The organism is Muricoccus radiodurans (assembly GCF_050154705.1).
Classification (GTDB): Bacteria; Pseudomonadota; Alphaproteobacteria; order Acetobacterales; family Acetobacteraceae; genus Roseomonas; species Roseomonas radiodurans.
In genome coordinates, this window is the sequence record NZ_CP189561.1 from 1,451,806 (window position 1) to 1,475,806 (window position 24,001).

The following is a 24,001-nucleotide window of genomic DNA, read 5'->3' on the forward strand; positions in this document are numbered from 1 at the left end:
CCCGCTCAGACCGGCACGTCGCCGGGCGGCTTGAGGGCCGTCAGCACGAAGGAGGAGCGCGTCTCCTTCACCCCCGGCATCCGCAGCAGGGCCTTCAGCGAGAATTCGGCATACGCCTCGAAATCGGCGGCCAGGACGTGGAGGAGGTAGTCCATCTCCCCGGACATGGCCCAGGCCGCCAGCACCTCCGGCCGGGACGCCAGGGCCTTGTGGAAGCCGGTCGTCACCTCCTCCGCGTGGCTGGTCAGCGCCACCTGCACGAAGGCCTGGATAGGCAGGCCCACCCGCACCGGGTCCAGCACGGCGGCGTAACGGGCGATGATCCCGGTCTCCTCCAGCCGTCGCACCCGGCGCTGGCAGGGGGTGGGGGAGAGTCCGACCTGTTCGGCGAGGGCAACCACGGGCAGCCGCCCATCCCGTTGCAGCGCCCGCAGGATGCGGCGATCGGTAGAGTCGAGGTTCGGAGTGGTTTTCGCCATGGAAGGGGCCTTTCGGAGCGGATCAGCCTCATCTTAGCACCGGAAGGGGCCAATTTTGCCGTTTTCCACCCGGCATCCCGCTGTAGCGTTTCTTCGTTGGGACATCGGGAGGACTCCGAGATGGAAGGCAGCATCGCCCCGCCCAACGGGATCATCGGCACAGCCACCCTGCCCGCCGGCCTGCGCGGGGATTACGCGCACGCGCTGGAGGACGGGACCCTGCCCGCGGAGGCCATCCGGCGGACCGAGGCGGACCACGCCACCTGGCGCACCCTCGTCGCCCGGCAGCGCGCGCTCTTTCCCGGGCGTGCCGCGGACGCCTGGCTGAAGGGCCTGGATCGGCTGCGCTGCGACTATGCGGTGCCGGACCTGGATCAGGCGTCCGACATTCTCGAGGACGCGGCGGGTTGGCGGCTGGTCCCCTGCCCCGGCCTGCTGCCGGACGGCCAGTTTTTCGACCTTCTGGCGCGACGCCGCTTTCCCGTGACGTCCTGGATCCGCCGGCCGGACGAGCTGGACTATGTGGTCGAGCCCGACATCTTCCACGACTTCCTGGGCCATGTGCCGCTGCTGACGGACCCGGCCTATGCCCGCTTCCTCGAAGCCTATGGGCGGCTGGGCCAGAAGGCGGCCGCACGCGGGCTGCTGACGCCGCTCGCGCGCTTCTACTGGTTCATGGTGGAGTTCGGCCTCATCGAGCAGGCGGACGACGGGAGCGGCTCCGCCGCCCCGGGGCTTCGTGCCTATGGCGCCGGCATCATGTCGTCCCGCGCGGAACTCCTGCACGCGGTGGACGGCGATCCCGCGCGGCTGCGCTTCGACGCCTTCCGCGTCATGCGGTCCGAATACCGGATCGACGACCTGCAGCCGGCCTACTTCGTCATCCGCGACTACGCCGAGCTCTTCGAAGCCATCGCGACCGCCCCCGCCCTGCTGGACGTGGCCAACGCCGCCACGCCGATCCCGCCGGGCGGCAGCCATCCCCAAGACGAACCCTGGAGGACCTGACGTCCATGGACATCCCGCCCGACCGCACCGCCTTCGCCGGCCAGATCAGCGCCGAGAACCCGATGGGGACCGACGGCTTCGAGTTCGTCGAGTTCACCGGCCCCGACATGCCGGGGTTGGAGGTGCTGTTCGGGCGGCTGGGCTTCACTGCCGTGGCGCGGCACCGCTCGAAGGCGGTGACGCTGTGGCGGCAGGGCGACATCAACTTCATCCTCAACGCCGAACCCGACAGCTTCGCCCAGGCGTTCCAGCGCGTGCACGGTCCATCCGCCTGCGCCATGGCGTTCCGCGTGGCGGACGCAGCGAAGGCGTATGAGCGCGCCATCTCCCTCGGCGCCAAGCCCGTCACCGGCAAGGTCGGGCCGATGGAGCTCAACATCCCGGCGATCGAGGGCATCGGCGGGTCGCTGCTCTACTTCGTGGACCGCTACGGCGCGAAGGGCAGCATCTACGACGTGGACTTCCGCTGGATCGAGGGCGCCAATCCCCGGCCCGCCGGCCACGGGCTGACCGTCATCGACCACCTGACCCACAACGTCCACCGCGGCCGCATGGATGTGTGGTGGAGCTTCTACGAGAAGCTCTTCAACTTCCGCGAGATCCGCTACTTCGACATCGAGGGAAAGCTGACGGGCCTGAAGTCCCGCGCCCTCACCTCTCCCTGCGGCCAGATCCGCATTCCGATCAACGAGAGCAGCGACGACAAGTCCCAGATCGAGGAGTACCTGCGCGCCTACAACGGCGAGGGCATCCAGCACCTCGCCCTCGGCACCACGGACATCTTCGATTCCGTGGAGGGGATGCGGCGCACCGGCATCGAGTTCATGGACACGCCGGATACCTATTACGAGCTGCTGCCGAACCGCATGCCCGACCTGACGGCCGAAGAACTCGGCCGCCTGGCCCGCAACCGCATCCTGACCGACGGCGCGCCAACCCCGGAAGGCGGGCGCCTTTTGCAGATCTTCACCGGCACGGTCATCGGCCCGATCTTCTTCGAGCTGATCCAGCGCAAGGGCGACCAGGGCTTCGGCGAGGGCAATTTCCGCGCGCTGTTCGAGAGCATCGAGCTCGACCAGATCCGCCGCGGCGTGCTCAAGCCCGCGGCGGAGTAAGGCGCAGGGCGGGCCGGAGACGGCCCGCCCTGCGCGACGGCCTATTCCAGCCGGATGTTCCGGCTCTGCACCACGCCGCGCCACTTGGCGTTCTCGCGCTCGTTGTAGGTGACGAACTCCGCCGGCGTGCTGCCCACCGGTTCGATCGCCAGCGGCTCCATCCGCGCGCGCGCATCCGCCGAGCGCATCACCTTCGCCGAGGCTTCGGACAGCCGGGTGAGGATGTCGGCCGGAGTGCCGGCCGGGGCGAAGAGGGCGAAGTCGGTCGAAGAGGTGAAGCCCGCGAGCCCGCTCTCGCCCACCGTCGGCACGTTCGGCGCCTGCCGCGACCGCTCCGCGCCCGTGAAGGCGAGCGCCTTGAAGTTGTTCGCGGCGATGAAGGGCAGCGCCGTCACGGCGTCCACCATCGACATCTGCACCTCGTTGGAGATGAGCGCCTGCGCCGCCGGCGCGCCGCCGCGATAGGGCACGTGGATCAGGTCGATTCCGGCCTGGGAGATGAACAGCTCCGCCGCGAGATGGGCGGACGACCCGGCGCCCGAGGAGGAATAGGTGAGCTTGCCCGGGTCGCGCTTCGCCAGCGCGATGAACTCCTGGACGTTGGCGGCTCGCACCCCGTTCGACACGCAGAGGAACTGCCCGTTGGTCGCCAGCAGGGAGACCGGCGTGAGCTGGTTCTCCTGATAGGGCAACTGCATCATGTGCGGCACCATCGCGTAGTTCGTGTTCGGCATGACGAGCAGCATGTAGCCGTCCGGCCGGCCGCGGGCGACGGCCTGCGCGCCGATCGTCCCCACCGCGCCGGGGCGGTTGTCGATGACGAATTGCTGGCCGAGTTCCGCCGACAGCCCCTGGGCGAGCAGCCGCGCCGTGAAGTCCGTGGAGCCGCCCGGCGCATAGGGCACGATGATCGAGACGGCCCGCGTGGGGTAGCGCGCCTGGGCGCGCGCCCCGCCCGCCGCCATCGCGGCGCCCGCCACCGCCAGGCCCAGCCCGCGCCGGGTCATTCTGAACACCTGATCCATCCGCTTCCTCCGTTCCGGGCCGTCCGGCCCGCCGTTGACCCTATTAAGCGTCCACTACATTCTGCCACAAGCACGAAATAGGGGAGGTCGTTCCATGGCCGAAGCGCCGGTCGTCTGGGTTCTGAACGGCCCGAACCTCAACCTCCTCGGAAAGCGGGAACCGCACATCTACGGCCATGAGACCATGGCGGACGTGGAGGCCGAGTGCCGCACCCTGCTCTCTGCCCATGGCGTCACGCTCCGCTTCCACCAATCCAACCGGGAGTACGAGATCGTGGACTGGATCCACGAGGCGCGCGAGGGCGGCGCCGGCATGGTCATCAACCCCGCCGCCTTCACCCACACCTCGGTCGCCGTCCGCGATGCTCTCGCGACCTTCTCCGGCCCGATCATCGAGGTGCACATCTCCAATGTGCACAAGCGCGAGCCGTTCCGGCATCATTCCTACGTGTCCGACATCGCGACGGGCACGATCGTCGGCCTGGGAACCCAGGGCTACACGCTCGCGCTGCAGCGTGTTCTCCGGTTGATCGGCGCTGAGCGGGGGTAACTCCGGCAGCCGCGGTGAACCCGCCGCTCCGCGCAGCGGGACAGGCTTCACCTTCCTGGCCATCTCCAGTCCGCAGCGGCGCGGGATGATCGATTACGCCCCCGCCCCCGCGCGCAGGTAACCCAGCACCGCCTCCACGCACATGCGCCGCTGATCCGCCCGCAGCCCCTCGTCCAGCGGGTCCCGGCCGAAGAGCAGGCCGAGCGTGTGGCGGTTCGACACGCGGAAGAACGGAAAGGCCGTGATCAGCAGGTGGACCGAGACCGCGTCTGCGTCCACCCGGAACACTCCATCCGCCTGCCCGCGCGCCAGGATCGCGGATAGCGTCTCGATCACCGTCGCGTTCGCGGCCGCGATGGTGCTGGAGCGCGACAGATGCTCGGCGCGGTGGATGTTCTCGATGGTGACCAGCCGGTTGAAGCCCTGATTCGCCTCGTGATAGTCGAAGACGAACTCGACCAGGCGTTGCACCGCCCCTTCCGGCGTCAGCGCATCAAGGCCGAGTTCCCGCTCCGCCGCGCGCATCGCCCCGTAGGCCCGTTCGATCGCCGCGCGGTACAGCCCCTCCTTCGAGCCGAAGTAGTAGTAGATCATCCGCACCGTCGTGCGCGTGCGGGCCGCGATGGCGTCGATGCGCGCGCCGGACAGGCCGTGCTCCGCGAACTCCGCGGTGGCGGCGTCCAGGATGTCGCGGCGCGTCGCCTCGGGATCGCGCGCGGGCCGGGCTGGCGGGGCGTCGTCGGAAGCCATGGGGGCAGGCTACACCAGGACCTCCGGCCTGGGACCTCACCGGCGGCGGGGCTCCCCACCACCCGAGCGCGATCCAGACCGGGCGCGTGACGCTCTACCAGGACCGATCCGGTATCGCCGGCGCACCGTGCTGGGGCGCGGCCTTCCCTGGTGGCTTCAGCCCCTTCCGTCGGGGGTACGGTGACGAAGCGACATGCCGGCGGCCTCGTCGAGCCGCGCCGATTCCCGACGCGCCGCCTCCCGGCGCGCCTCCGCGCACCGCTGCTCCGCCAGACGCTCGACCGCTCGTTCCGCCGCGCGCGCGGCCCCGAGCGCCGCGACGGATTCCTCGACCAGCGCTGCGCGGCGGCGTGCGTCTTCCGCGGCCGTGTCGCGCGCCGCGCGAGCGCGCGGCAGCCAGGCCGCGTAATCCGCGCCGGTCGCGGCCGCCGCTTCCCGCGCGATCCCCTCACCCGTCTCGGCGACGCGGCCCTGGGCGGCCGAAAGGGCCGTCAGGTCCTCGGCCAGCCGGCGACGGGCGGTCAGCACCTCCACGCTCCGCAGGCGGGCGAGGACGGCCAGAGGATCGCGCGGCATCAGCCCTCCATCGCGGCTGCGACCGCGGCGAAGGCCGTGGCGACGCTGCCGCCCTCCTCTTTTCGCTGGCGCAGCACCTCCTCGATCCGCGGGGCCAGCCGCACCGCCTCGTCCACCGCCGGGTCCGTGCCGGCCTTGTAGGCGCCCAGCCGCACGAGGTCCGCCATGTCCCGGTGCAACGCGAGGATCTTTCGCGCGCGCGTCAGGATCTCGCGCTCGCCCGGCTTCAGGCAACCCGGCACGGTCCGGGAAAGGGAGCGGAGCACGTCCACCGCGGGATAGCGCCCGCCCTCCCCGATCGCGCGGTCCAGGATCACATGCCCGTCCAGGATGCCGCGAACCGCGTCGGCGATCGGCTCGTCATGGTCGTCGCCCTCGACCAGCACGGTGAACAGGCCGGTGATGGAACCGGGCCGTCCCTCCGGTCCCGGCCCGGCGCGCTCCAGGAGTCGGGGCAACTCGGCGAAGACGCTGGGCGGGTAGCCCTTGGTGGCCGGAGGCTCGCCGGCCGACAGCCCGATCTCCCGCAGCGCGAGAGCGAAACGGGTGACCGTGTCCATCATCAGCAGGACGCGCTTCCCCTCGTCACGAAAGTGCTCGGCGACCGTCATGGCCGCGAGCGCCGCGTCCCGCCGCATCAACGGCGCCGAATCGGAGGTGGCGCAGACCACAACGGAGCGGGCGAGGCCAGCGGGACCGAGGTCGTCCTCCACGAACTCGCGCAACTCCCGGCCGCGCTCACCCACCAGCCCGATCACCGCAACGTCGCAGGCCGCGTGGCGCACCAGCATGGACATGAGCGAGGATTTACCGACCCCGGAGGCTGCGAAGAGACCGAGGCGCTGCCCCTCGCGGCAGGTCGCAAAGGCGTCGAGCGCTCGGACACCAAGATCGAGGCGCGGACCGAGGCGAGCCCGGGTGCCGGCCGAGGGGGGCGCGGCCCGCAAGGTTCGACAGACCGAGCCGGGCGCGAGCGGTCCCTTACCGTCCATCGGTCGGCCGAGTGGATCCACCACGCGGCCGAGCCAGGCCGCAGAGGGACGGATGGCAGTGGTGCCGACCACCATCGCTCGCACCCCAGGTGCGAGACCGTCCAGCCCGCCGCGTGCGGCCGCCTGAACCGTGCCGATCCCGCCGCCCACCACCTCGGCATGTGTTGATTTTGAGATAGAGTTGAATATTTCAATCGCGCTGCCGAGAGAGGGAGGGGGGTGAAGCCCCTCCAGCGTCGCCGTCAGACCACCTAGCGCAGCGACGCGGCCATGCGACATAACCAATTGTACCCGTTGGAAGTTTTCGAGTGCCAGTTCCGCGTCTTGGGAAAGGGGATATTGGGACTGCATCGGGAATCGACCCCACGTCTCAATTCTTTGTACGGGACGGAGGTGAAAATCTTCTTCACAACTCGCGTTATGGTTGTCATGCTGCATCTATAGCGTGTGGAGACAAATCGATGCGCGTCTTACTGGTTGAGGATGATCTCACCACGGCCCGTGGGGTGACCCTCCAGTTGAAGTCGCAGGGCATGATCGTGGATAGCGCGGATACCGGAGAGGAGGCGCTGGAGCTGTCCCGCCTCTACGACTACGACATCCTCATCCTCGACCTCATGCTCCCGGATATGGAGGGATATGAGGTGGTTCGCCGCCTCCGCGCCGCGCGGGTGGAGACGCCGGTCCTGATCCTCTCCGGCCTGTCGCGCCCGGGGGCGAAGGTGAAGGGGTTCGGCATGGGGGCCGACGACTTCATCGTGAAGCCCTTCGACAGCCAGGAGCTGATCGCCCGCATCCAGGCGATCGTCCGCCGTGCCAAGGGCTTCTCCCAGCCCACCCTCACCGTCGGGCGCCTGACGCTCGACCTCGGCTCGCGAGAGGTTCATGTCGCCGGCCGGCCGGTCCACCTGACCGGCAAGGAATACGCCATTCTCGAGCTCCTGACGCTCCGGAAGGGTATGGTTCTCACGAAGGAAGCCTTCCTGAACCACCTCTATGGCGGGATGGATGAGCCGGAGATGAAGATCATCGACGTCTTCATCTGCAAGCTCCGGAAGAAGCTCTCCCAGGCCGGGTGCGAGGACCTGATCGGCACCGTCTGGGGCCGGGGCTATGTCCTGCGGGACCCGGCGAACGCCCCGCTGCGCGGTGGTTCCCTGCCGACGCCGGCCCAGGCCTCGGCCTGACGCGCGCTGCACCGGCCTTCGTTGCAATGAAGGGGACGGGCCGTCAGGCCTGTCCCCGCGTCCACCAGCCCCAGGCCGCCCGCTGGGATAGGGACAGCACCTCGGTGCAGGCCTTGTGGCCCAGTTCGTCCTCGGTCAACCGGCGCCCGTCGGGCGTGGTGATCTGGGTGTCCATCCCCTCGTCCCGGCACTGTGCCGCAAGCTGCATGGCGCGCAGGGCGGAACCGCAGCTCCGAAGACTGGGCCACTCCGCGCCGGGGAACTGCGCCCGCACGATGTAGGCCCCACCGCCTGCCGGTGCCGTCGCCCGCTCATGCGCTTCCGCCTCGCGCTCCAGCGCCGCCAGCGGTCTCGTCGAAGCCATCGTCCGACCCTCCTTCACGCAGGAGAACGTCGGACGAAGCGGAACGAAGCGCTATTCGAAGGCCGCTATGGCGGCGATAGGCGAGGCCCCTCCGGCGCTCCCCGCCACCGGTCAGGCCGCCGCCTGCCGGTGCAGCAGCCGCCCCGCGGGCGTGTCGCTGGCGCCCGCGGCGTGCGTGTAGACGGATTGCCCGTTCACCCAGGTCTCCAGGATGCCGTCGGCGACTTGGCGCGGCTCGGTGAAGGTGGCGCGGTCCCGCACCGTCGCGGCGTCGAACAGGACGAGGTCGGCAAAGGCGCCCTCCCGCAGCACGCCGCGGTCGGGGATGCCGAAGACGGCGGCGGTGCGGCCCGTCATCTTGTGCACCGCCGTCTCCAGGTCGAACAGGCCGAGGTCACGGCTATAGGGGCCGAGCACGCGCGGAAAGGTGCCCCAGAGCCGGGGGTGCGGGTGCTTCGCGTTCGGCCCGCCGTCGCTGCCGATCATGGAGAGCGGGTGCGCCATGATCCGGCGGATGTCCTCCTCCGCCATGTTGTGGAAGACGCCGCCGCCCGGCATCAGCCGCGCCGCCGCCTCCTCCGCGCTGACGCCCCACTCCTCGGCCACCTCGAACAGGTCGCGGCCGGCCATCTCCGGATGCGGGACGGAGGTCGCCACCGTCACCTTCACGTCCGGCCGCGGCTTGCGAGCACCCAGCGAGGTGGAGGACGCGGTGTAGGGATACATGTCGAAGGCGACGGGGTAGCGCATCGCGTGCCGCTCGATCAGCGGCAGCGTTTCCTTCGATCGCCCGTGATTCTCGGGCTGGGCGCATTTGTGGTGGCTGATGACCACGGGCGCGCCGACGGATTGGCCGATCCTCAGCGTCTCCTCGATGCTGTCGAGAACGCCGTCGGCCTCGTCTCGCATATGGGTGACGTAGAGGCCCTTGTGCTCGCGCAGCGCCTCCGCCACCGCGATCACCTCGTCCGTGGGCGCGTGCTTGCTCGGCGCGTAGAAGAGGCCCGTGGACAGACCGGCCGCACCCTCCGCCAGTGCCTCGGCCAGCCACTTCCGCATCCGCTCCGCCTCGGCGTCCGTCGCGGGGCGGTCCAGGTCCCGGCCCATGGCACCGACACGCAGCGACATGTGCCCGATCAGCGCGAACGTGTTCACGGCCGAGGGCGTCTTCTCCAGCCGCTCGGCATAGGCGGCGAAGCTGTCGAAGATCCACCACTCCGGCAGGCACACCCCGTCCAGCGGCGGCGGCGGCCGCTCGCTCATCGCCACCGGGGCGAGGCTGATGCCGCAATTCCCCACCACCACCGTGGTGACGCCCTGGGACGTCTTGCACAGCATGCAGGCCGGGCCGCAGAGCACGGCCTGGTCGTCATGCGTGTGCGCGTCGATGAAGCCGGGCGCGACGACGCGGCCTTCCGCCATCACCTCCCGGTCGGCACTGGCGGCGCCGAGGTCGCCGATCACCACGATCCGGTCCCCGGTCACGCCGATGTCGCCGCGGCGCCGGGGCCCGCCCGTCCCGTCGATCAGGGTGGCGTCCCGGATGATCAGGTCGCAGCGCAGGGTCATCGGACGGTCCTTCGGGCGTGGCGGAGCAGGATGCGTCGCGCTCCGCGCCGCGCCAAGCTGCGATCGGCGCGCCGAAAGCCCCTCCCCCGGCGGGAACGCTTCCTGCATCGTGGCAACGGACACCGTGCACGGAGACCCCGCCATGCCCAGCCGCCGCCAGATCCTCGGCACCGCCGGCGCCCTGCTGGCCGCCCCGCGCGTGGTCGGCGCGCAGGGCGCCACGTCCCGCACCCTGCGCTTCGTGCCCCAGGCCGACCTGACCGTCACCGATCCCATCATGAACACGGCCACCGTCACCCTGGCGCACGGGTTCATGATCTTCGACACGCTCTACGGGCTGGACGCCGACTACAACGTCCAACCGCAGATGGTCGAAGGCCACACGGTGGAATCGGACGGCCGCGTCTGGAACCTGACGCTGCGGGAGGGGCTGCGCTTCCACGACGGCGAGCCGGTGCGCGGCCGGGACTGCGTCGCCTCCATCCGCCGCTGGGGCGCGCGGGACATGTTCGGCGCGGAGCTGATCGCCGCGATCGATGAGCTGTCCGCTCCCGACGACCGCACCATCCGCTTCCGGCTGAAGCGCCCCTTCCCGCTGCTCACCCGCGCCCTGGGCAAGGTTACCTCCGCCATGCCCGCGATCATGCCGGAGCGTCTGGCCAGCCTCGATCCCGGCCGCGCCGTGCCGGAGGTCATCGGCAGCGGCCCGTTCCGCTTCGTGCCGGGCGAGCGCATCTCCGGCGCCCGCGTCGTCTACGCGAAGTTCGACGGCTACGTCCCCCGCCCCTCCGGCACCGCCAGCCGCACCGCCGGCCCGAAGATCGCGCATATGGACCGGATCGAGTGGCACATCCTGCCGGACCCCGCGACCGCAGCCGCCGCCCTCCAGCAGGGAGAGGTGGACTGGCTGGAATACGGGCCGAACGACCTGCTGCCGATCCTCCGCCGCAACCGCAACCTGGTCGTGCGGGTCACGGATGACAGCAGCATCAGCGTGCTGCGCTTCAACCACCTCACGCCGCCCTTCAACAACCCTGCGATCCGCCGTGCCATGCTCGGCGCGCTCGACCAGGCCGCCTACATGACCGCCGCCTTCTCCGAGGACCGCAGCCTCTGGCGCACCGATGTCGGCGTCTTCCTCTCGGGCACCGCGATGGCCAGCGACGAGGGGATCGGGTTGATCAGCGGCCCGCGCGACGTGGAGAAGGTGAAGCGCGACCTCGCCGCCGCCGGCTACAACGGCGAGAAGGTGGTGGTCCTCCAGCCCAACGACCTCGCCTTCCTGAAGGCGATGAGCGAGGTGACCGTGGACATGTTCCGCCGCGCCGGCGTGAACGCAGAGGCCTTCGCCGCGGACTGGGGCACCATCGTCCAGCGCCGCGCGAGCAAGGAGCCGGTGGAGCGCGGGGGATGGAGCGCCTTCGTCTCGGGCTTCAGCGCCGCGGGGCTGCTGGACCCCGTGGCGCATCTCGGCCTTCGGGCGAACGGGGCCGGAGCCTGGTTCGGCTGGCCGGACAGCCCGCGCCTGGAACAACTGCGCCAGGACTGGATGGCCGCGCCGGACACACCCGCCCAGCAGGCGGTGGCGCGGCAGATCCAGGCGCAGTTCTGGCAGGACGTGCCCTACCTGCCACTGGGCGAATATTTCCGCGTCATCGCGCACCAGCGGAACATCGTGGACATTCCCTCCGGCCTCTCGACCTTCACGGGCGTGCGGCGGGTCTAGGCGCCACCGCCGGGCTGGTCGCCCGGCGGCCGTCCCACAAGTCAGGCGCCGGGCGTCTTCGCCCGCAGCTCGGCCTCCTTCGCCTGCAGCTCGGGGGTCAGGGCCTCGCCGAAATCCTCGGCCGAGAAGACCGGGCGGAGCTCCAGCTCGTCGCCCGGCTGCATCGGAGCCCGGCGCGCCCAGGCGATGGCGTCATCCATCGAGGCCACCTCCCAGATCCAGAATCCGGCGACGAGGCTGGACGGATCTGGGAAGGGCCCGGACACCACCGCCGGACTTGGCCCGGCGAAACGGATTCGCGCAGCGCGGGAAGAGGGGTGCAGCCCCTCCCCGGCCCGCATGACACCGGCCTTCACCAGCGCCTCGTTGAACCCCATCATCGCGGACAGCATCGCCTCGCCGGGCATCTCGCCCGCCTCCGACGCGGCCGTCGCCTTCACCAGCACCATCACCTTCATCGCCGATCCTCCGGGCAGGGCGTCGGGCCCCGCTCGGCCTCAAGACGGACAGGAGACCCGCGGGCCGACAACTCCCGAGGCGATTTCCGTCAGGCCGGCTGAAGCATCAGGGGTCCCGCGGCGGAAGCCCCGTCCAGCGTGAGCGACGCCCGCAGGCCGGCGACCTCGACCAGCTGCATGAGCAGGCGCGCCAGCACCTCGCGCGGGCCCCGCACCTCTTCCCCCGCCAGGCTGGCGGTCAGGGCGGCCGGCCAGACGGCACCGCGGCCCTCCGGCCAGATGGCCAACCCGCCGGCATCCCCGGCCAGCCGCACCACGCCGCCGCGCGGCAGGGCCTCTCCCCCCAGCATGGCGGCCACCAGCAGGGCCTGGGCGATGGGCGCGGGCAGCGGATTCTCTGAGAGGCCGGACAGGTCGGCCTTCGCGCGGCCGCCGGCCAGGGTTCCTTCGAGCAGCTCGCCCAGCCCTTCCCGGCCCAGGGGGCCGGTGCCCGCCCCGGCCGCGGCGCGCCACAGGCGCAGGCGGCGCCGCATGGCCTCCGCGCCCTCCCGCGCGACGTCGAGCGCCTCCGGCCCCATCTCGGCAAGGTCGAGCGCCCCGTCCAGCGCGCCCAGCGGCCCGCCGAGGTCGTGGCACATCCGGGCGCAGAGGTCCTGGGTCAGCGAGAGGGCGGCTTCCATCGGAACTTCCTGTGGGTGAGGCCCGCTTCTGCCCGGCGCCGGCTTGCCACGGGGTAAAGACCATGCGGTAAGGGGTGAATCCAGCCTCATCCGTCGCGCCCCGCCGATGCACCCCGGGGACGCCCCTCCTTGCCGGCCTGCGGAACGACTCGCCCATGGACAGCCTCTTCGAGCCGGGCCAGTTCGTCCGGAACCCCGCCCGCCCCGATTGGGGCCTGGGCCAGGTGCAGTCGGTCGTCGGTGACCGGGTCACCGTGAACTTCGAGAATGCGGGAAAGCTCCTCATCAACGCGGCACAGGTGTCGCTCGAGATCCAGCCGGACATGGGCCGGGACCCCTGGGCGTGAGCCCCTGGGTGCAGGCGTTGGCCGCCGCCGTGCTCACGCCCGGATTCGCGGTGGCGGCGCTGGCGACCGCGGTGGCGGGGCTGATGCGGGGCTACGCGGGGTTCGGGACCGCCGTGCTGCTGGCGCCGATCTTCGCCACGATCTGGGGCCCCCGGGCCGGGGTGCCGATCATGCTGCTGATGGAACTCTTCGTCTCCGCCCAGCTCCTGCCCCGCGCCTTCCGGGATGCCGACCAGCGGGTGATGCTGCCGATCGGGCTGGCCGCGGTGATCGCGACGCCTCTCGGAGCCTGGGTGCTGCTGCACGCGGATGGCGGGCAGCTCCGCCGCTCGATCGGGGCCCTCGTGCTCGGCTTCGGGCTGTTGCTCCTTTCCTCCTGGCGCTACCACGGCGCGCGGCCGCTTTCCCTGAATCTCGCGGTCGGCACCGTGTCCGGCCTGCTCAAGGGCGCCACCGGCATGTCGGGGCCCCCTGTCATTCTCTATCTCCTCTCCGGTCCGGAGGAGGCGCGGCGCCACCGGGCGAATCTCATCCTCTTCTTCGGGGTGATCGGGATCGTGTCCGTTATCCCGCCCGTCCTGGGCGGGCTGGTGGACCAGCTCACCCTGCTCCGGACCGCGGCGCTGCTCCCGGTGATGCTGTTCTGCGTCCCGATCGGCGCCCGGCTCTTCACCGTGGTGCCCGAACGCTTCTACCGCCGCTTCGCCCTCGTCGCGCTCGTGTCCGCGGGCGGGATCGCGCTGCTGGCCTGACCCGCGGGCGGCGCGGGGCCGCTCGCCGGGACCGGGACTTGCGGAACCGGGGTGCCACAGCCCAAATCTCGGGCGTGTGCGAGCCGGCGGGGACCGGCGCCGCCCCGGAGTGAACGCCCTGGTGATCAGGCCCCCTGCAGCACCGATGCACGACCCGTTCGGCCGACGCATCTCCTACCTCCGCGTGTCGGTCACGGACCGTTGCGACCTCCGCTGCGTGTACTGCATGGCGGAGGACATGACCTTCCTTCCGAAGGCGGAGCTGCTGACGTTGGAGGAGCTGGACCGCCTCTGCGGCACCTTCATCGGCCTCGGCGTGGAGCGCATCCGCCTCACGGGCGGGGAGCCGCTGGTGCGGAAGAACGTCATTTCCCTGTTCCGCTCCCTCGGCGCGCGGATCGGGGAAGGCGGGCTGAAGGAGCTGACCGTCACCACCAACGGCACCCAGCTCACGAAGATGGCGGACGACCTCTTCGCGGCGGGCGTCCGCCGGATCAACGTCTCCCTGGACACGCTGGACCCGGCCGCCTTCTCCGCCGTCACCCGCTGGGGGAAGATCGACCAGACGCTGGACGGCATCTTCGCCGCCAAGGCCGCCGGGCTGGCGGTGAAGATCAACGCCGTCGCGCTGAAGGGCGTGAACGAGCACGAGTACGACCGTATGATCGCCTGGTGCGGCGAGCACGGCTTCGACCTCACCCTGATCGAGACGATGCCCATGGGCGAGATCGGCGGCGACCGCACCGACCAGTACCTGCCCCTCTCCCTCGTGCGGGAGCGGATCGCGGAGAACTGGACCCTCGTGCCCAGCCCGCACCGCACCGGCGGCCCGGCGCGCTACTTCGACATCGCGGAGACCGGCCGGCGCCTCGGCCTCATCACCCCGATGACCCACAACTTCTGCGAGGCCTGCAACCGGGTGCGCCTGACCTGCACCGGCACGCTCTACATGTGCCTGGGTCAGTCGGACGCCGCCGACCTCCGGGCGCCGCTCCGCGACCCCTCGGTGGGCGACGAGGCGCTGCGGGACGCGGTCCGCGCCGCCATCGCCCGGAAGCCGCGCGGCCATGACTTCGTGATCGGCCGGGATTCCCGCCCCGCGGTGGCGCGGCACATGAGCGTGACCGGCGGCTAGGCCCGGCCGCCGCCTGCCACCGGAGAGGTCATCCGCGCCGCCAGCGGCCGGAAACCGCTTCCGCCCTCCCCTCCACCGCGATTCGGCCTTGGCGGCGCCACGGTCGGGTGCGATTCAGGCCGGGAACGCGTCCCGAGCCGATGACCACTGCCCGATGCTGAACTCCGAACTCGTCACCCGCCTCGCCATTCCCGGGCTTCCGGAATGGACCGGCCTCGTCGTCCTGCTGCTGGCCCTGCTGGTGGTGGTCGCCTTCGTGCTGATGCCCTTCTCGGTGTTCGGCGTGAAATCACGGCTGGACGCCCTGGAAGCCCAGCTGGACGACATCCAGCAGGAGATCCGGTCCCTGGCGCTGCGCCTTCCTGAGACCCCCGCGCGGCGACGCAGCGGCGGCGAGGAGAGCTGGGATGATCCGCCCGTCCTCGCCCGCTCCGAGCCGTCCCTGCGGGAGGATCGCGGTCCGCGACTCACGCCCCCGATTCCCCCGCCGGCCGCCTATCCCGAGGCGGGCCGGCGCGCCGAGCCGCGCCTGGGCGGTCCGCGGCGCTGACGATCCCTCGCTCCGGCGGGATCAGGCCAGCCGGAAGGTCTCCCAGGCGCGGGCGACGCCGCGGTCCGCGCTGACCGACCCGTTCCGGGCGGCGCACAGGTATCCGCCCGGGCCGCGCAGCACGACCGAGGCCGCGGCACCCGCCGCTGGTCCCACCCGGAAGGCGGTCACACCGGGCGATCCAATCGCCGGGCGCACCGTTGCGAATCCGGTCGGATCAACCGCCAGTCCTGCGAGGCCCTTCGCGCCCTCGACGCAGAGCCGGGCGGTCGCGCCGCCGCTGAGGAGAACACGAGGCATGCCGGCCGCGTCCGCCGGCGGGACGTGCCGCAACCGTCTCGCACCGGGATCGAAGACCAGGATCGTCCCGTGCACGGTCCGGATGGGCCGGTCGGCGGCCAGCTCACCCGCGGCATCCTCGAACACCGGTTCCGGCAAGCCCGCCAGCGCACGCAAGGTCGCTGCATCCTCCGGGCTGACGGCCAGCCCGGCGGCCCAGCGGGCGTGTTCCGCCGCGGCGTCTGCGCGGCCGGCCCGCATGAGTGCGGCGACGAGCGGCGCGTGTAGCCGCCGGACATGGTCCGCCGATCCGTCCAGCCCCATCCTCTCATGCCGGGCCAACCGCGCCGCCGCCGCGGGACGGCGCCGGATGGCCGCGGCCAACAGGTTCCGGGCCCGCACGGGGCTCGCTCGGCGAGCCGTCTGCACCACGGCGCCCAGGTCCCGATCGTCGGGCGCGGCACAGGCTGCGACCAGCCCGAGCAGGTTGTCCGTCCCGGCCAGGATGGCCGTGACGTGATGGCCGGCCATGGGCACGCCGACCACGCGCAGCCCGGGGACGTGCCGGGACAGCAGCGCCGCATGCCCCGCATCGCCCCGGTCCCCGAGATCGGCCAGCACGGTGACGCGGCCTGAGACGTGCTGCGTCCGAATCCCCATGCCCCGCATCGCCGGGCGGAAATGGGCAACGTAGCCCGGGCGGTGCCCTTCGCACTCCGCCGGATCGAGCGACCATTGCGGGCAGAGCGCGAGCACCTCGGTCGCACCGAGGCGGCGAGAATGACGGATCGCTGCATAGCCGCCCATGGACCCGCCATAGGTCATCCGCCGCACGAAGGGCCGCAGCAACGGGTCCACTGCCGCCCAGGCCGGCTCCATGATCCCGGGGAGATACCAGTTCGGCGTCCGCGCGACGAAGCCGAGGCAGGCCAGCCCCGCCTTCCGCACCGGCGCCTCCGCGAAGAAGCTGTGGGGGCGCCGCAGGCTGACCAGGTCACCGAAGGTGATGAGCAGGCGCGGGTCCCGCCCGGTGCCGGGGTGCCAGAAGACACGGAGCTCGGCGTCCTCGTAGGGCAACGTGACACCTGGCGCCGCAGCGCCTCCAGACGGCTCGGCGGACGCGATCATGCGGGACGCCGGTCTCCTTCGCCGTCGTGGGACGGCGCGCACCGCCTATCCCGGATTCGCCGCCGCCCAGCGCGCCTCCTGCGTGCGGCCGCCATAGCCATAGGCGTGGCCATCCGCCGCGTGGACGAGGACGTAGCTCTCCTGATGCACCGGGCCGAGCAACCGGGACAAGGCGGAATGCGCCTCCCGCACGAAGCGCGCCGTCTCGCCTTTCGTGTTGGTTCCGGCGGTGATCTTGATGTCCAGCCAGTAGGCGGACAGCCCGTGCTCCGCGAGGCTGCGTCCGGCGACGAACCAGGTGGCGGGATCGGCCGGTTCGACCAGTACGGCGGTGACGCCGGGGTCTTTGCCCAGCACCTCCGCGGCGAGGCGCGACGCCTCGGCCGCGAGGGCCGGGCGCAGGGCGGCCGCATCCTCCGCGCTGGCGTAGCGAAGCGTGATCATCGGCATGGGAAGCTCCAGGGCTGTTGCACGCACCGTGATTTGCACCCGGGCCGCACATCACAGAAGACTATCAATCAATGTTCTCAGCATAAGAGTTCACGATCATGCTCGACCTGGAATCCGTTCGTCTCTTCCTGCTCGCCACCGAGTTCGGCAGCCTCACCCGGGCCGCAGAGGCGGCCGGCACCGTGCAGCCCGTGGTCAGCCAAAGGCTGAAGTCGCTGGAGGCGCGGCTGGGCCGGCGCCTTCTCGACCGCTCGCCGCGTTTCCTCCGGCCCACGGCCGACGGGCTCGCCTTCCTGCCGCGCGCCCGCGCGCTGCTGGCCGCCCATGAGGCGGCACTGCGGCTGGATGCGGAGCCCGCCCCCCGCATCGCCCTCGGGCTGAGCGACCATGCCACGGGCCTGTCTCTCGAGCCCCTCCTCGCCCGGCTGCGGGCGGCGCTGGCCGCCGGATCGCGCCTGGAACTGCGGACGGGCCTCTCCCAGCCGCTCCGCGCCGCCTTCGATGCCGGGGACCTGGACGCCGTGGTGCTGCGGCGCGAGGCCGGCGGCGCCGAGGGCGAGGTGCTCGGCACCGATCCGCTGGGCTGGCGCGGCGCGCCGGACTTCGGCCTTCCACCCGACGCTCCAGTCCCAGTCGCGCTCCTCCCGGAGCCCTGCGGCGTGCGCGCGATCGCGATCCGGACTCTGGAGGAAGCCGGACGCCCGTGGCGGGAAGCCCTGGTCGGCGGAAGTTGTGCCAGCCTTCTGGCCGGCGCGCGGGCCGGGCTGGGCGTGGCGCCGATGGGGCGGATCGCGGCGGCGGGCGCGCCGGACCTCGGGCCCGCCCTCGGCCTGCCGGCCCTGCCATCATCGGAGGTGGTGCTGCTCGGCCGCGCCGCCACGCCCGCCATGCGGGACGCGATCCGCGCCCTCTCGGCCGCGATGCGGGCGGCACTGGCCGCCTGACCCGTCGCCGCGCCGGGTCCGCGCGCCTATCCTGTGCCGATGCCCGCCCGCCGCCCCATCGCCGGCCAGGACCTTTTCGGTTCCGCCGAGGCGCCGCCCGCCACCGAAGCCCCGTCCGGCCCGCGTCCCCTGGCTGACCGCCTGCGCCCGCGGACCTTGTCGGAGGTGGTCGGGCAGGACCACCTGCTCGGCCCCGAGGGCGCGCTGCGCCGGATGCTGGACCGCGGTGCGCTCGCCTCGCTCATTCTCTGGGGCCCGCCGGGGGTGGGAAAGACCACCATCGCCCGCCTGCTGGCGGAGCAAGCGGGGCTGCGCTTCGCCGCGCTCTCGGCCGTCTTCTCCGGCGTCGCCGACCTCAAGCGCGCCTTCGACGAGGCCCGGCTACGACGCGCCAACGGCGCCGGCACGCTTCTCTTCGTGGACGAGATCCACCGCTTCAACCGCGCCCAGCAGGACGGCTTCCTGCCGGTCGTCGAGGACGGCACGGTGGTCCTGGTCGGAGCCACGACGGAGAACCCGTCCTTCGCGCTGAACGGGGCGCTGCTCTCGCGCTGTCAGGTGATGGTGCTGAAGCGCCTCGACGACGACGCGCTGGAGCTCCTGCTCTCCCGCGCCGAAGATGAGGCCGGCCGCCCCCTGCCGCTGGATGCCGGCGCCCGCGCCACGCTGCGCGCCATGGCGGACGGCGACGGCCGCTACCTCCTCAACATGGCGGAGCAGCTCCAGGCCCTGCCGGCGAACACGCGCGCGATGGACAGCGCCGCCCTGTCGTCGCTGCTGGCGAAGCGCGCCGCGCTCTACGACAAGGACCGGGAGGAGCATTACAACCTCATCTCCGCGCTTCATAAGTCGCTGCGCGGCAGCGATCCGGACGCGGCGCTCTACTGGTTCGCTCGCATGATCAAGGGTGGGGAGGACCCGCGTTACATCGCCCGCCGCCTCGCGCGCTTCGCCTCCGAGGATGTCGGCGCCGCGGATCCGACCGCGCTGCCGCTCGCGCTCGCCGCCTGGGAAACCTACGAGCGCCTCGGCACGCCGGAGGGAGAATTGGCGCTGGCGCAGCTCGTCCTGCACCTCGCGGCCGCGCCGAAGTCGAACGCCGCGTACACTGCCTGGAAGGCCGCGCAGGCCCTGGCCACCGAGACCGGCAGCCTCATGCCGCCCGCCAATATCCTGAACGCGCCGACGAAACTCATGAAGTCGCTCGGCTACGGGCGCGACTACGCCTACGACCATGACGAGGAGGAGGCCTTCTCCGGCGCGAACTACTTCCCGGACGGGATGGAGCGCCCGCGCCTCTACCGCCCGACCGAGCGCGGGGCCGAGGCCCGCGTGGCGCGCCACCTCGAACGGCTGGAGGCCCTGCGCGAGGAGCGCCGGCGGGAGCGGGAATGAACCCGCTCGCCCCGCTGCCGCTGGCCCTGGTGGCGCTCGGCGGCGCACTCGGCTCCGTCGCGCGGCACACCGTGGGCGTGGCGGCGCTGCGCTGGTTCGGCGCGGATTTCCCCTGGGGCACGATGACCGTGAACATCGTCGGCAGCGCGGTCATCGGCATCGTCGGCGGCCTCGCCGCGGCGGGCGCGCCGCTCACGAACGACATGCGGCTCTTCCTCGTCACCGGCGTGCTGGGCGGCTTCACCACCTTCTCCGCCTTCTCGCTGGATACCGGGGTGCTGTTCCTCCGGGCGCCGGCGACGGCCGCGCTCTACCTCGTCGCGACGCTGGCCGGCGGGCTCGGTGCCTTCGCCCTTGCCTTCTGGCTGGCGCGGGGCTGAGCCGGCGGGACTGTCAGGCGGGCGGCGCCGGGCGGGTGGCCAGGGCGGCCTCGCGACCGATCGCGAAGAGCAGGATCCGCTCCTGCCGCTGCCGCGCGGGCGCCAAGACCACCCGTTCCCCCACGAGTTGCATTCCCAGCGCGCGCATGACCGCGAGCGAGGCAGCATTGTCGGGCTGCACCCCGGCCTCCACCACGCGCAGGTCCAGCAACGAGACGGCAAGGGGCAGCAGGGCCGACGCCGCCTCCCGCAGGTAGCCGTGGCCCCGATGCGCCTCGGCGCACCACCAGCCCATGGTCGCCCGTTCCGGACCGTCCCGCGCGCGCAGCGCGTGGACCCAGCCCACCAGCGCCCCGTCGGAGGCCCGCTCGACGGCGCAGGGAAGGCCGATGGGTGACCACTCGGCGATCCGCGCCGCCATACGCTCCGCCGTCCAGGGCATGGACCAGGTGGCCAGGCGCGCGGAGATGGCGTCCGTCATCAGCGCCGCCAGCGGCGCCGCATCCGCCGCCTCCGCGCGGCGGAGCAGCAGGCGCGCGGTGCGGAAGGGGGACATGGGCGGGATATCCATCAGACCATGCTGCGACTGGCGCGCCGGGGGGGCGAGACGCAAGGTCTCGCGGGAAATGCGCGAACCGGCGCGCGGGGCGGAAAAATCCTCTAAGAGGGCGCCATCATGCCCCCTGCCCTCCGCACCGTCTCGGACGACGAGGCCGATCTGCGCCTCGACCGCTGGTTCCGCCGCCACCACCCGAACCTGACCCAGGGCGCGCTGCAGAAGATGCTGCGCACGGGGCAGGTGCGCGTCGATGGCAAGCGGGCGGAGACCGGCACCCGCCTCATGCCCGGCCAGCAGATCCGCGTCCCACCCCTGCCCGAGGGACCGCCGCCCGCGCCCGACGCGCGCAAGGCCGTGTCCGACCGCGACGCCGCGATGCTGGAGCGGCTGGTGATCTACCGCGACGACTCCGTCATCGCCCTCGACAAGCCGCACGGGCTGCCGGTGCAGGGCGGGCCGAACATCGCGCGCCACCTGGACGGGATGTTGGATGCGCTGCGCTTCGGCGCGGACGACCGGCCCCGCCTCGTGCACCGGCTGGACCGCGACACCTCGGGCGTCCTGCTCCTGGCCCGCACGCCCGGTGCCGCCGCGAAGCTCGCGGCCGCGTTCCGGGGACGCGATGCGCGCAAGACCTACTGGGCCCTGGTGGTCGGCCGCCCGCACCCGCTGGAGGGACGCATCGACATGCCGCTGGCGAAGACGGGCGGCCCCCGCGGGGAGCGCATCACCCCGGCCGAGGACGCCGAGGGGACCCGCGCCGTCACGGACTTCCGCGTGGTGGACAATGCCCGCAAGCACGTCTCCTGGCTGGAGATGCATCCCCTGACCGGCCGCACCCACCAGCTTCGCGTCCACGCGGCCTCGGCGCTGAAGACGCCCATCCTCGGGGATGGCAAGTATGGCGGCGCCGCGGCCCATATCGAGGGCATGTCCGGCCTGCTCCACCTCCACGCCCGCGCGATCGAGGTGCCGCACCCGGAGGGCGGCACCCTCTCGGTCAGCGCGGCCCTGCCGCCGCACATGGATGAGAGCTTCGCCTTCCTCGGCTTCGACCGGCCGAAGACGCCGGTGGCGCGGCGCGGCCGATGACCCCCGCGATTCCCAATCCGCACCGGGCCAAGCGCTGGCTCCTCGTCGTCACGCTCGTCGTCCTGGCCGTGCCGTTGCTCGGCTACGCCGCCCTGTGGGGGCTGGTCGCCTCGGACGCGCTGCGGCCCCGCCTGATCGCGGCGGTGGAGGCGGCGACCGGCCGCAGCTTCACCCTCTCCGGCCCGGTCGGGGTGCGCCTGTCCCTCGTGCCCACGATCACCCTCGACAACCCGGTCCTGTCCAACCCGCCCGGCCATTCCCGCCCGGAGATGGTGCGCGCCCGCCGGATCGAGGCGGAGATCGCGCTGATCCCGCTCCTGTCGCGGCAGGTGCAGGTGCGGCGGCTGCATCTCCTCGCCCCCGACCTGCTGCTGGAGGCGGGAGCGGCCGGCCCCAACTGGCGCCTCGGCCCCGCCGCCCGGCCGGAGGTGGTGGCGCCCGATCCCTCCCCCGCGGCCCCGACCGAGCCCGCGAAGCCCCTCACTCTGGCGGTCGAGCTGGTCACGATCGAGTCGGGCCGGGTGACCTGGCGCGGCGGGGCGCGGGAAGAGGTGGTCGAGATCCCCACCCTGACGCTGCGCGCGCCGAACCCGGCGACCGGCACCCGGATCGAGGGCCGCGTGACCGCACGGGGCGTGACGGCCACGGTGAACGCCGCGACCGATCCTCTCGCGCGCCTCCTCCGTCCGGACGCAACCCCGTGGGCGGTCCGCGCCGGGATCTCTGCGGAAGGCCTGAACGCCGAGGCAAACGGGACGCTCGACCTTCCCTTCCGGCCCGACGGCTGGCGCGGACGGTTCGCCGCCACGACGGATGGCGCCGCCCGCCTCGCCCCCTTCCTGCCGGGCATCGCGCTTCCGCCGGCGCGGAACCTCTCCCTCGTCGCGGAGGCGGAGGGGCCGTCGCGGCTGAAGGCGCTACACGTCTCGGTGGGCGAATGGCCGCTCGTCCTGGGCGGGCGTCCGGTCGTCCTCGGGCCCGTCGCCTTTTCGGCGGCCTCGCCCGAGGCGGCCGTGGAGGCGAACGGGACGGTCCGCATCGGCGACCTCCCGCTGACTGGCACGGCCCAGGGCCCGACCCTGACGGCCCTCCTCGCCCCCGGTCCCCGCCCATTCTCAGTGCGCCTCGAAGGTGAGGGCCTCGGCCTCTCCGCCCGCGGGAGCCTCGGCGAGGCTGGCTGGCCCGGCACGGACCTCACGGCCACCGCAACGGCCCAGGACCTCGCGGCGTCCGGCGCACGGCTGGGGCAGCCTGGTCTGCCCGCGCTGCACGACGCGACGCTGGAGACGCGGCTCCGCGCCCTGCCGGACGGCCTTGAGATCGTGGCCGCGACCCTGAGCGCGCGCGAGGCGCAGATGGCCGGGAGCGGCACATGGCGCACGCCGGCCGGAGCCCTGCCGCGGCTCACCCTGCGCCTCGGCGCGGAGCGGGTGGATGCCGATGCCCTCTCGGCGCGGCCCGCTCCCGCGGCTCCGGTGGAGCTGCCGCCCGCGTCGGCGCCCGCCCCGCCCGCGCCGTCCACGCCGGCCGCTCCGCCCGCCGCGGATCGGCGCGTCATCCCGGACCGGCCGGTGGATCTCTCGGCGCTTCGCACCGCCCCGGTCGCGGTCGAGGCGGAGATGGCCGTCCGTGCCCTGCGCGCCCGCGGCCGCGACTGGGGTGACGTCTCGCTCGTCGTCTCCCTGGACAGCGGGCGGTTGCGGGCCGAGCGATTCGCCGCGACCACCCCTGGCGGGCGTGTGGCCGGGACCCTGGTGGCCGACGCGACCGGCAACGTCCCGCGTCTCGCCCTGACGTTGCGGAACGAGGCCGGTCCGGTGAATCCCGGCCCCCTCCTCGAAGCCTTCGGCGCGCGACCGGCGGTCTCCGGGCCCGCGACGCTGGACCTCTCGCTCCAGGGCACGGGCACGAGCACGCGTGCCCTTGCGGCCAGCCTTGGCGGCCACGCGCGCCTCTCCATGGCCGGTGGACAGATCGACCCGCGCCTGATCGCCGGCCTGACCAACGCCGTGCGCAACCTGGTGCCGGAAGGTGCGCTCGGCGGCGCTACGACCCTTCGCTGCCTCGCGCTCCGCTTCGCCTTCGAGGAGGGGATCGGCCGCGCGGAGTCGCTGGCCGTGCAGACGGGCGTGGTCACCGCGACCGGGTCGGGCACGGTCAACCTACGGGACGAGACGCTCGCCCTCCACCTGAGCCCGCTCGTGCGGATCGGCGGCATCACCCTGACCGTGCCGCTCCGCATCGGCGGCAGCTTCGCCGCGCCGGCGCCGGCGGTGGAGTCCTCCGGCGCCGCATCGGCGGCCGCGGCGGCCCTCGGTGGCCTGGCGCGCCGTTCGGGCGACGAGGACGCCGCCACGCTCGGCGCGCTGGCGGAGAGCTTGGCCGCCGGTCGCGACGCGGCGGAGGCGGGCTGCGCGGCACCCCGCGCCGCCACGCCGGGAACGGCTCCGCGCCCGCGGGCACCGGATGTCGGGGACGTGCTGCGGGGCCTGCTCGGGCGCTGAGCCCCGG

26 protein-coding genes are annotated in these 24,001 nt (G+C 72.4%); 14 read left to right on the top strand and 12 right to left on the bottom strand.

What is annotated here, in order from left to right:
* Window positions 1–5: 5 nt before the first annotated feature.
* On the bottom strand, window positions 6–479 hold the full coding sequence (locus ACP6CK_RS07180; protein ID WP_426958197.1) for an Lrp/AsnC family transcriptional regulator: 474 nt from the start codon (window positions 477–479) through the stop codon (window positions 6–8).
* Between the two features lie 120 nt (window positions 480–599).
* Between ACP6CK_RS07180 and phhA the strand changes: the two genes are divergently transcribed.
* Window positions 600–1,487 (top strand): phenylalanine 4-monooxygenase, encoded by an 888-nt coding sequence (gene phhA / locus ACP6CK_RS07185; protein WP_426958198.1) that lies wholly within the window; start codon window positions 600–602, stop codon window positions 1,485–1,487.
* Between the two features lie 5 nt (window positions 1,488–1,492).
* Complete coding sequence (gene hppD, locus ACP6CK_RS07190) at window positions 1,493–2,602, top strand: 4-hydroxyphenylpyruvate dioxygenase (RefSeq protein ID WP_426958199.1); 1,110 nt, start codon at window positions 1,493–1,495, stop codon at window positions 2,600–2,602.
* A gap of 41 nt (window positions 2,603–2,643) precedes the next feature.
* Here the strand turns inward: hppD and ACP6CK_RS07195 are convergent, their stop codons facing one another.
* Window positions 2,644–3,609, bottom strand: coding sequence for a Bug family tripartite tricarboxylate transporter substrate binding protein (locus ACP6CK_RS07195; protein WP_426958200.1), 966 nt, complete (start codon window positions 3,607–3,609; stop codon window positions 2,644–2,646).
* A gap of 112 nt (window positions 3,610–3,721) precedes the next feature.
* On the opposite strand from ACP6CK_RS07195, the gene aroQ reads away from it, so the two are divergent.
* Entirely contained in the window at window positions 3,722–4,177 is a 456-nt protein-coding gene (gene aroQ / locus ACP6CK_RS07200) for a type II 3-dehydroquinate dehydratase (RefSeq protein WP_426958201.1), read from the top strand.
* A gap of 93 nt (window positions 4,178–4,270) precedes the next feature.
* Here the strand turns inward: aroQ and ACP6CK_RS07205 are convergent, their stop codons facing one another.
* From ACP6CK_RS07205 to ACP6CK_RS07215, 3 genes are all read right to left on the bottom strand, one after another.
* Window positions 4,271–4,927, bottom strand: a complete 657-nt coding sequence (locus tag ACP6CK_RS07205; RefSeq protein WP_426958202.1) for a TetR/AcrR family transcriptional regulator — start codon at window positions 4,925–4,927, stop codon at window positions 4,271–4,273.
* A 156-nt stretch (window positions 4,928–5,083) separates the two neighbouring features.
* Window positions 5,084–5,503 (bottom strand): flagellar FliJ family protein, encoded by a 420-nt coding sequence (locus ACP6CK_RS07210; RefSeq protein ID WP_426958203.1) that lies wholly within the window; start codon window positions 5,501–5,503, stop codon window positions 5,084–5,086.
* Window positions 5,503–6,933 (bottom strand): FliI/YscN family ATPase, encoded by a 1,431-nt coding sequence (locus ACP6CK_RS07215; RefSeq protein ID WP_426958204.1) that lies wholly within the window; start codon window positions 6,931–6,933, stop codon window positions 5,503–5,505. Before ACP6CK_RS07215 ends, ACP6CK_RS07210 begins: the two co-directional genes overlap by 1 nt.
* Window positions 6,934–6,956: 23 nt before the next feature.
* Between ACP6CK_RS07215 and ctrA the strand changes: the two genes are divergently transcribed.
* Window positions 6,957–7,682, top strand: coding sequence for a response regulator transcription factor CtrA (ctrA, locus tag ACP6CK_RS07220; protein ID WP_426958205.1), 726 nt, complete (start codon window positions 6,957–6,959; stop codon window positions 7,680–7,682).
* A 43-nt stretch (window positions 7,683–7,725) separates the two neighbouring features.
* Here ctrA and ACP6CK_RS07225 read toward each other — a convergent pair whose 3' ends face one another.
* The gene (locus tag ACP6CK_RS07225) at window positions 7,726–8,046 is read right to left on the bottom strand and encodes a hypothetical protein (protein ID WP_426958206.1); all 321 of its coding nucleotides are present in this window, start codon (window positions 8,044–8,046) and stop codon (window positions 7,726–7,728) included.
* A gap of 111 nt (window positions 8,047–8,157) precedes the next feature.
* Complete coding sequence (locus tag ACP6CK_RS07230; RefSeq protein ID WP_426958207.1) at window positions 8,158–9,615, bottom strand: N-acyl-D-amino-acid deacylase family protein; 1,458 nt, start codon at window positions 9,613–9,615, stop codon at window positions 8,158–8,160.
* A gap of 142 nt (window positions 9,616–9,757) precedes the next feature.
* Here ACP6CK_RS07230 and ACP6CK_RS07235 point away from each other — a divergent pair, with 142 nt between their 5' ends.
* Complete coding sequence (locus ACP6CK_RS07235) at window positions 9,758–11,341, top strand: ABC transporter substrate-binding protein (protein WP_426958208.1); 1,584 nt, start codon at window positions 9,758–9,760, stop codon at window positions 11,339–11,341.
* A 41-nt stretch (window positions 11,342–11,382) separates the two neighbouring features.
* On the opposite strand, the gene ACP6CK_RS07240 is transcribed toward ACP6CK_RS07235, so the two are convergent.
* Entirely contained in the window at window positions 11,383–11,799 is a 417-nt protein-coding gene (locus tag ACP6CK_RS07240; RefSeq protein ID WP_426958209.1) for a YciI family protein, read from the bottom strand.
* Window positions 11,800–11,888: 89 nt separating this feature from the next.
* Complete coding sequence (locus ACP6CK_RS07245) at window positions 11,889–12,479, bottom strand: histidine phosphotransferase family protein (protein ID WP_426958210.1); 591 nt, start codon at window positions 12,477–12,479, stop codon at window positions 11,889–11,891.
* A 155-nt stretch (window positions 12,480–12,634) separates the two neighbouring features.
* Between ACP6CK_RS07245 and ACP6CK_RS07250 the strand changes: the two genes are divergently transcribed.
* The 4 genes from ACP6CK_RS07250 (at window position 12,635) to ACP6CK_RS07265 (ending at window position 15,263) form a co-directional block, all read left to right on the top strand.
* Window positions 12,635–12,826, top strand: coding sequence for a DUF3553 domain-containing protein (locus tag ACP6CK_RS07250; RefSeq protein WP_426958211.1), 192 nt, complete (start codon window positions 12,635–12,637; stop codon window positions 12,824–12,826).
* Window positions 12,823–13,578: a sulfite exporter TauE/SafE family protein gene (locus ACP6CK_RS07255; protein ID WP_426958212.1), complete on the top strand. Its 756-nt coding sequence runs from the start codon at window positions 12,823–12,825 to the stop codon at window positions 13,576–13,578. The genes ACP6CK_RS07250 and ACP6CK_RS07255 overlap by 4 nt, the downstream gene beginning before the upstream one ends.
* A gap of 145 nt (window positions 13,579–13,723) precedes the next feature.
* Window positions 13,724–14,713 carry a GTP 3',8-cyclase MoaA gene (gene moaA / locus ACP6CK_RS07260; protein WP_426958213.1) on the top strand — a complete coding sequence of 330 codons (990 nt, stop codon included), beginning with the start codon at window positions 13,724–13,726 and terminating at the stop codon, window positions 14,711–14,713.
* Window positions 14,714–14,867: 154 nt separating this feature from the next.
* Complete coding sequence (locus ACP6CK_RS07265; RefSeq protein ID WP_426958214.1) at window positions 14,868–15,263, top strand: hypothetical protein; 396 nt, start codon at window positions 14,868–14,870, stop codon at window positions 15,261–15,263.
* A gap of 21 nt (window positions 15,264–15,284) precedes the next feature.
* Here the strand turns inward: ACP6CK_RS07265 and ACP6CK_RS07270 are convergent, their stop codons facing one another.
* Together ACP6CK_RS07270 and ACP6CK_RS07275 are read right to left on the bottom strand one after the other, a co-directional pair.
* On the bottom strand, window positions 15,285–16,619 hold the full coding sequence (locus ACP6CK_RS07270) for a hypothetical protein (protein ID WP_426958215.1): 1,335 nt from the start codon (window positions 16,617–16,619) through the stop codon (window positions 15,285–15,287).
* 96 nt (window positions 16,620–16,715) lie between these two features.
* Window positions 16,716–17,120, bottom strand: a complete 405-nt coding sequence (locus ACP6CK_RS07275) for a tautomerase family protein (protein ID WP_426958216.1) — start codon at window positions 17,118–17,120, stop codon at window positions 16,716–16,718.
* 98 nt (window positions 17,121–17,218) lie between these two features.
* Between ACP6CK_RS07275 and ACP6CK_RS07280 the strand changes: the two genes are divergently transcribed.
* The 3 genes from ACP6CK_RS07280 to crcB are packed head-to-tail and all read left to right on the top strand — an operon-like array spanning window position 17,219 to window position 19,839.
* Complete coding sequence (locus tag ACP6CK_RS07280; RefSeq protein WP_426958217.1) at window positions 17,219–18,064, top strand: LysR family transcriptional regulator; 846 nt, start codon at window positions 17,219–17,221, stop codon at window positions 18,062–18,064.
* 39 nt (window positions 18,065–18,103) lie between these two features.
* Window positions 18,104–19,459, top strand: coding sequence for a replication-associated recombination protein A (locus tag ACP6CK_RS07285; protein ID WP_426958218.1), 1,356 nt, complete (start codon window positions 18,104–18,106; stop codon window positions 19,457–19,459).
* Window positions 19,456–19,839, top strand: a complete 384-nt coding sequence (gene crcB, locus ACP6CK_RS07290) for a fluoride efflux transporter CrcB (RefSeq protein ID WP_426958219.1) — start codon at window positions 19,456–19,458, stop codon at window positions 19,837–19,839. Before ACP6CK_RS07285 ends, crcB begins: the two co-directional genes overlap by 4 nt.
* Window positions 19,840–19,852: 13 nt before the next feature.
* On the opposite strand, the gene ACP6CK_RS07295 is transcribed toward crcB, so the two are convergent.
* Complete coding sequence (locus ACP6CK_RS07295; protein ID WP_426958220.1) at window positions 19,853–20,410, bottom strand: GNAT family N-acetyltransferase; 558 nt, start codon at window positions 20,408–20,410, stop codon at window positions 19,853–19,855.
* A gap of 105 nt (window positions 20,411–20,515) precedes the next feature.
* Between ACP6CK_RS07295 and ACP6CK_RS07300 the strand changes: the two genes are divergently transcribed.
* Window positions 20,516–21,490 carry an RluA family pseudouridine synthase gene (locus ACP6CK_RS07300; RefSeq protein ID WP_426958221.1) on the top strand — a complete coding sequence of 325 codons (975 nt, stop codon included), beginning with the start codon at window positions 20,516–20,518 and terminating at the stop codon, window positions 21,488–21,490.
* Entirely contained in the window at window positions 21,487–23,994 is a 2,508-nt protein-coding gene (locus ACP6CK_RS07305; RefSeq protein WP_426958222.1) for an AsmA family protein, read from the top strand. Before ACP6CK_RS07300 ends, ACP6CK_RS07305 begins: the two co-directional genes overlap by 4 nt.
* Window positions 23,995–24,001: the final 7 nt, after the last annotated feature.

Bases quoted from the DNA above. Each gene is read 5' to 3' on its own strand.
- ACP6CK_RS07215 (WP_426958204.1), bottom strand. From the start codon at position 6,933: ATGCAGCATGACAACCATAACGCGAGTTGTGAAGAAGATTTTCACCTC.
- ACP6CK_RS07305 (WP_426958222.1), top strand. From the start codon at position 21,487: ATGACCCCCGCGATTCCCAATCCGCACCGGGCCAAGCGCTGGCTCCTC.
- crcB (WP_426958219.1), top strand. From the start codon at position 19,456: ATGAACCCGCTCGCCCCGCTGCCGCTGGCCCTGGTGGCGCTCGGCGGC.
- ACP6CK_RS07230 (WP_426958207.1), bottom strand. From the start codon at position 9,615: ATGACCCTGCGCTGCGACCTGATCATCCGGGACGCCACCCTGATCGAC.
- ACP6CK_RS07280 (WP_426958217.1), top strand. From the start codon at position 17,219: ATGCTCGACCTGGAATCCGTTCGTCTCTTCCTGCTCGCCACCGAGTTC.
- ACP6CK_RS07285 (WP_426958218.1), top strand. From the start codon at position 18,104: ATGCCCGCCCGCCGCCCCATCGCCGGCCAGGACCTTTTCGGTTCCGCC.
- ACP6CK_RS07245 (WP_426958210.1), bottom strand. From the start codon at position 12,479: ATGGAAGCCGCCCTCTCGCTGACCCAGGACCTCTGCGCCCGGATGTGC.
- ACP6CK_RS07250 (WP_426958211.1), top strand. From the start codon at position 12,635: ATGGACAGCCTCTTCGAGCCGGGCCAGTTCGTCCGGAACCCCGCCCGC.
- ACP6CK_RS07300 (WP_426958221.1), top strand. From the start codon at position 20,516: ATGCCCCCTGCCCTCCGCACCGTCTCGGACGACGAGGCCGATCTGCGC.
- ACP6CK_RS07180 (WP_426958197.1), bottom strand. From the start codon at position 479: ATGGCGAAAACCACTCCGAACCTCGACTCTACCGATCGCCGCATCCTG.
- moaA (WP_426958213.1), top strand. From the start codon at position 13,724: ATGCACGACCCGTTCGGCCGACGCATCTCCTACCTCCGCGTGTCGGTC.
- ACP6CK_RS07195 (WP_426958200.1), bottom strand. From the start codon at position 3,609: ATGACCCGGCGCGGGCTGGGCCTGGCGGTGGCGGGCGCCGCGATGGCG.
- phhA (WP_426958198.1), top strand. From the start codon at position 600: ATGGAAGGCAGCATCGCCCCGCCCAACGGGATCATCGGCACAGCCACC.
- ACP6CK_RS07235 (WP_426958208.1), top strand. From the start codon at position 9,758: ATGCCCAGCCGCCGCCAGATCCTCGGCACCGCCGGCGCCCTGCTGGCC.
- ctrA (WP_426958205.1), top strand. From the start codon at position 6,957: ATGCGCGTCTTACTGGTTGAGGATGATCTCACCACGGCCCGTGGGGTG.
- aroQ (WP_426958201.1), top strand. From the start codon at position 3,722: ATGGCCGAAGCGCCGGTCGTCTGGGTTCTGAACGGCCCGAACCTCAAC.
- ACP6CK_RS07205 (WP_426958202.1), bottom strand. From the start codon at position 4,927: ATGGCTTCCGACGACGCCCCGCCAGCCCGGCCCGCGCGCGATCCCGAG.
- ACP6CK_RS07225 (WP_426958206.1), bottom strand. From the start codon at position 8,046: ATGGCTTCGACGAGACCGCTGGCGGCGCTGGAGCGCGAGGCGGAAGCG.
- ACP6CK_RS07265 (WP_426958214.1), top strand. From the start codon at position 14,868: ATGCTGAACTCCGAACTCGTCACCCGCCTCGCCATTCCCGGGCTTCCG.
- ACP6CK_RS07275 (WP_426958216.1), bottom strand. From the start codon at position 17,120: ATGCCGATGATCACGCTTCGCTACGCCAGCGCGGAGGATGCGGCCGCC.
- ACP6CK_RS07240 (WP_426958209.1), bottom strand. From the start codon at position 11,799: ATGAAGGTGATGGTGCTGGTGAAGGCGACGGCCGCGTCGGAGGCGGGC.
- ACP6CK_RS07295 (WP_426958220.1), bottom strand. From the start codon at position 20,410: ATGGATATCCCGCCCATGTCCCCCTTCCGCACCGCGCGCCTGCTGCTC.
- hppD (WP_426958199.1), top strand. From the start codon at position 1,493: ATGGACATCCCGCCCGACCGCACCGCCTTCGCCGGCCAGATCAGCGCC.
- ACP6CK_RS07210 (WP_426958203.1), bottom strand. From the start codon at position 5,503: ATGCCGCGCGATCCTCTGGCCGTCCTCGCCCGCCTGCGGAGCGTGGAG.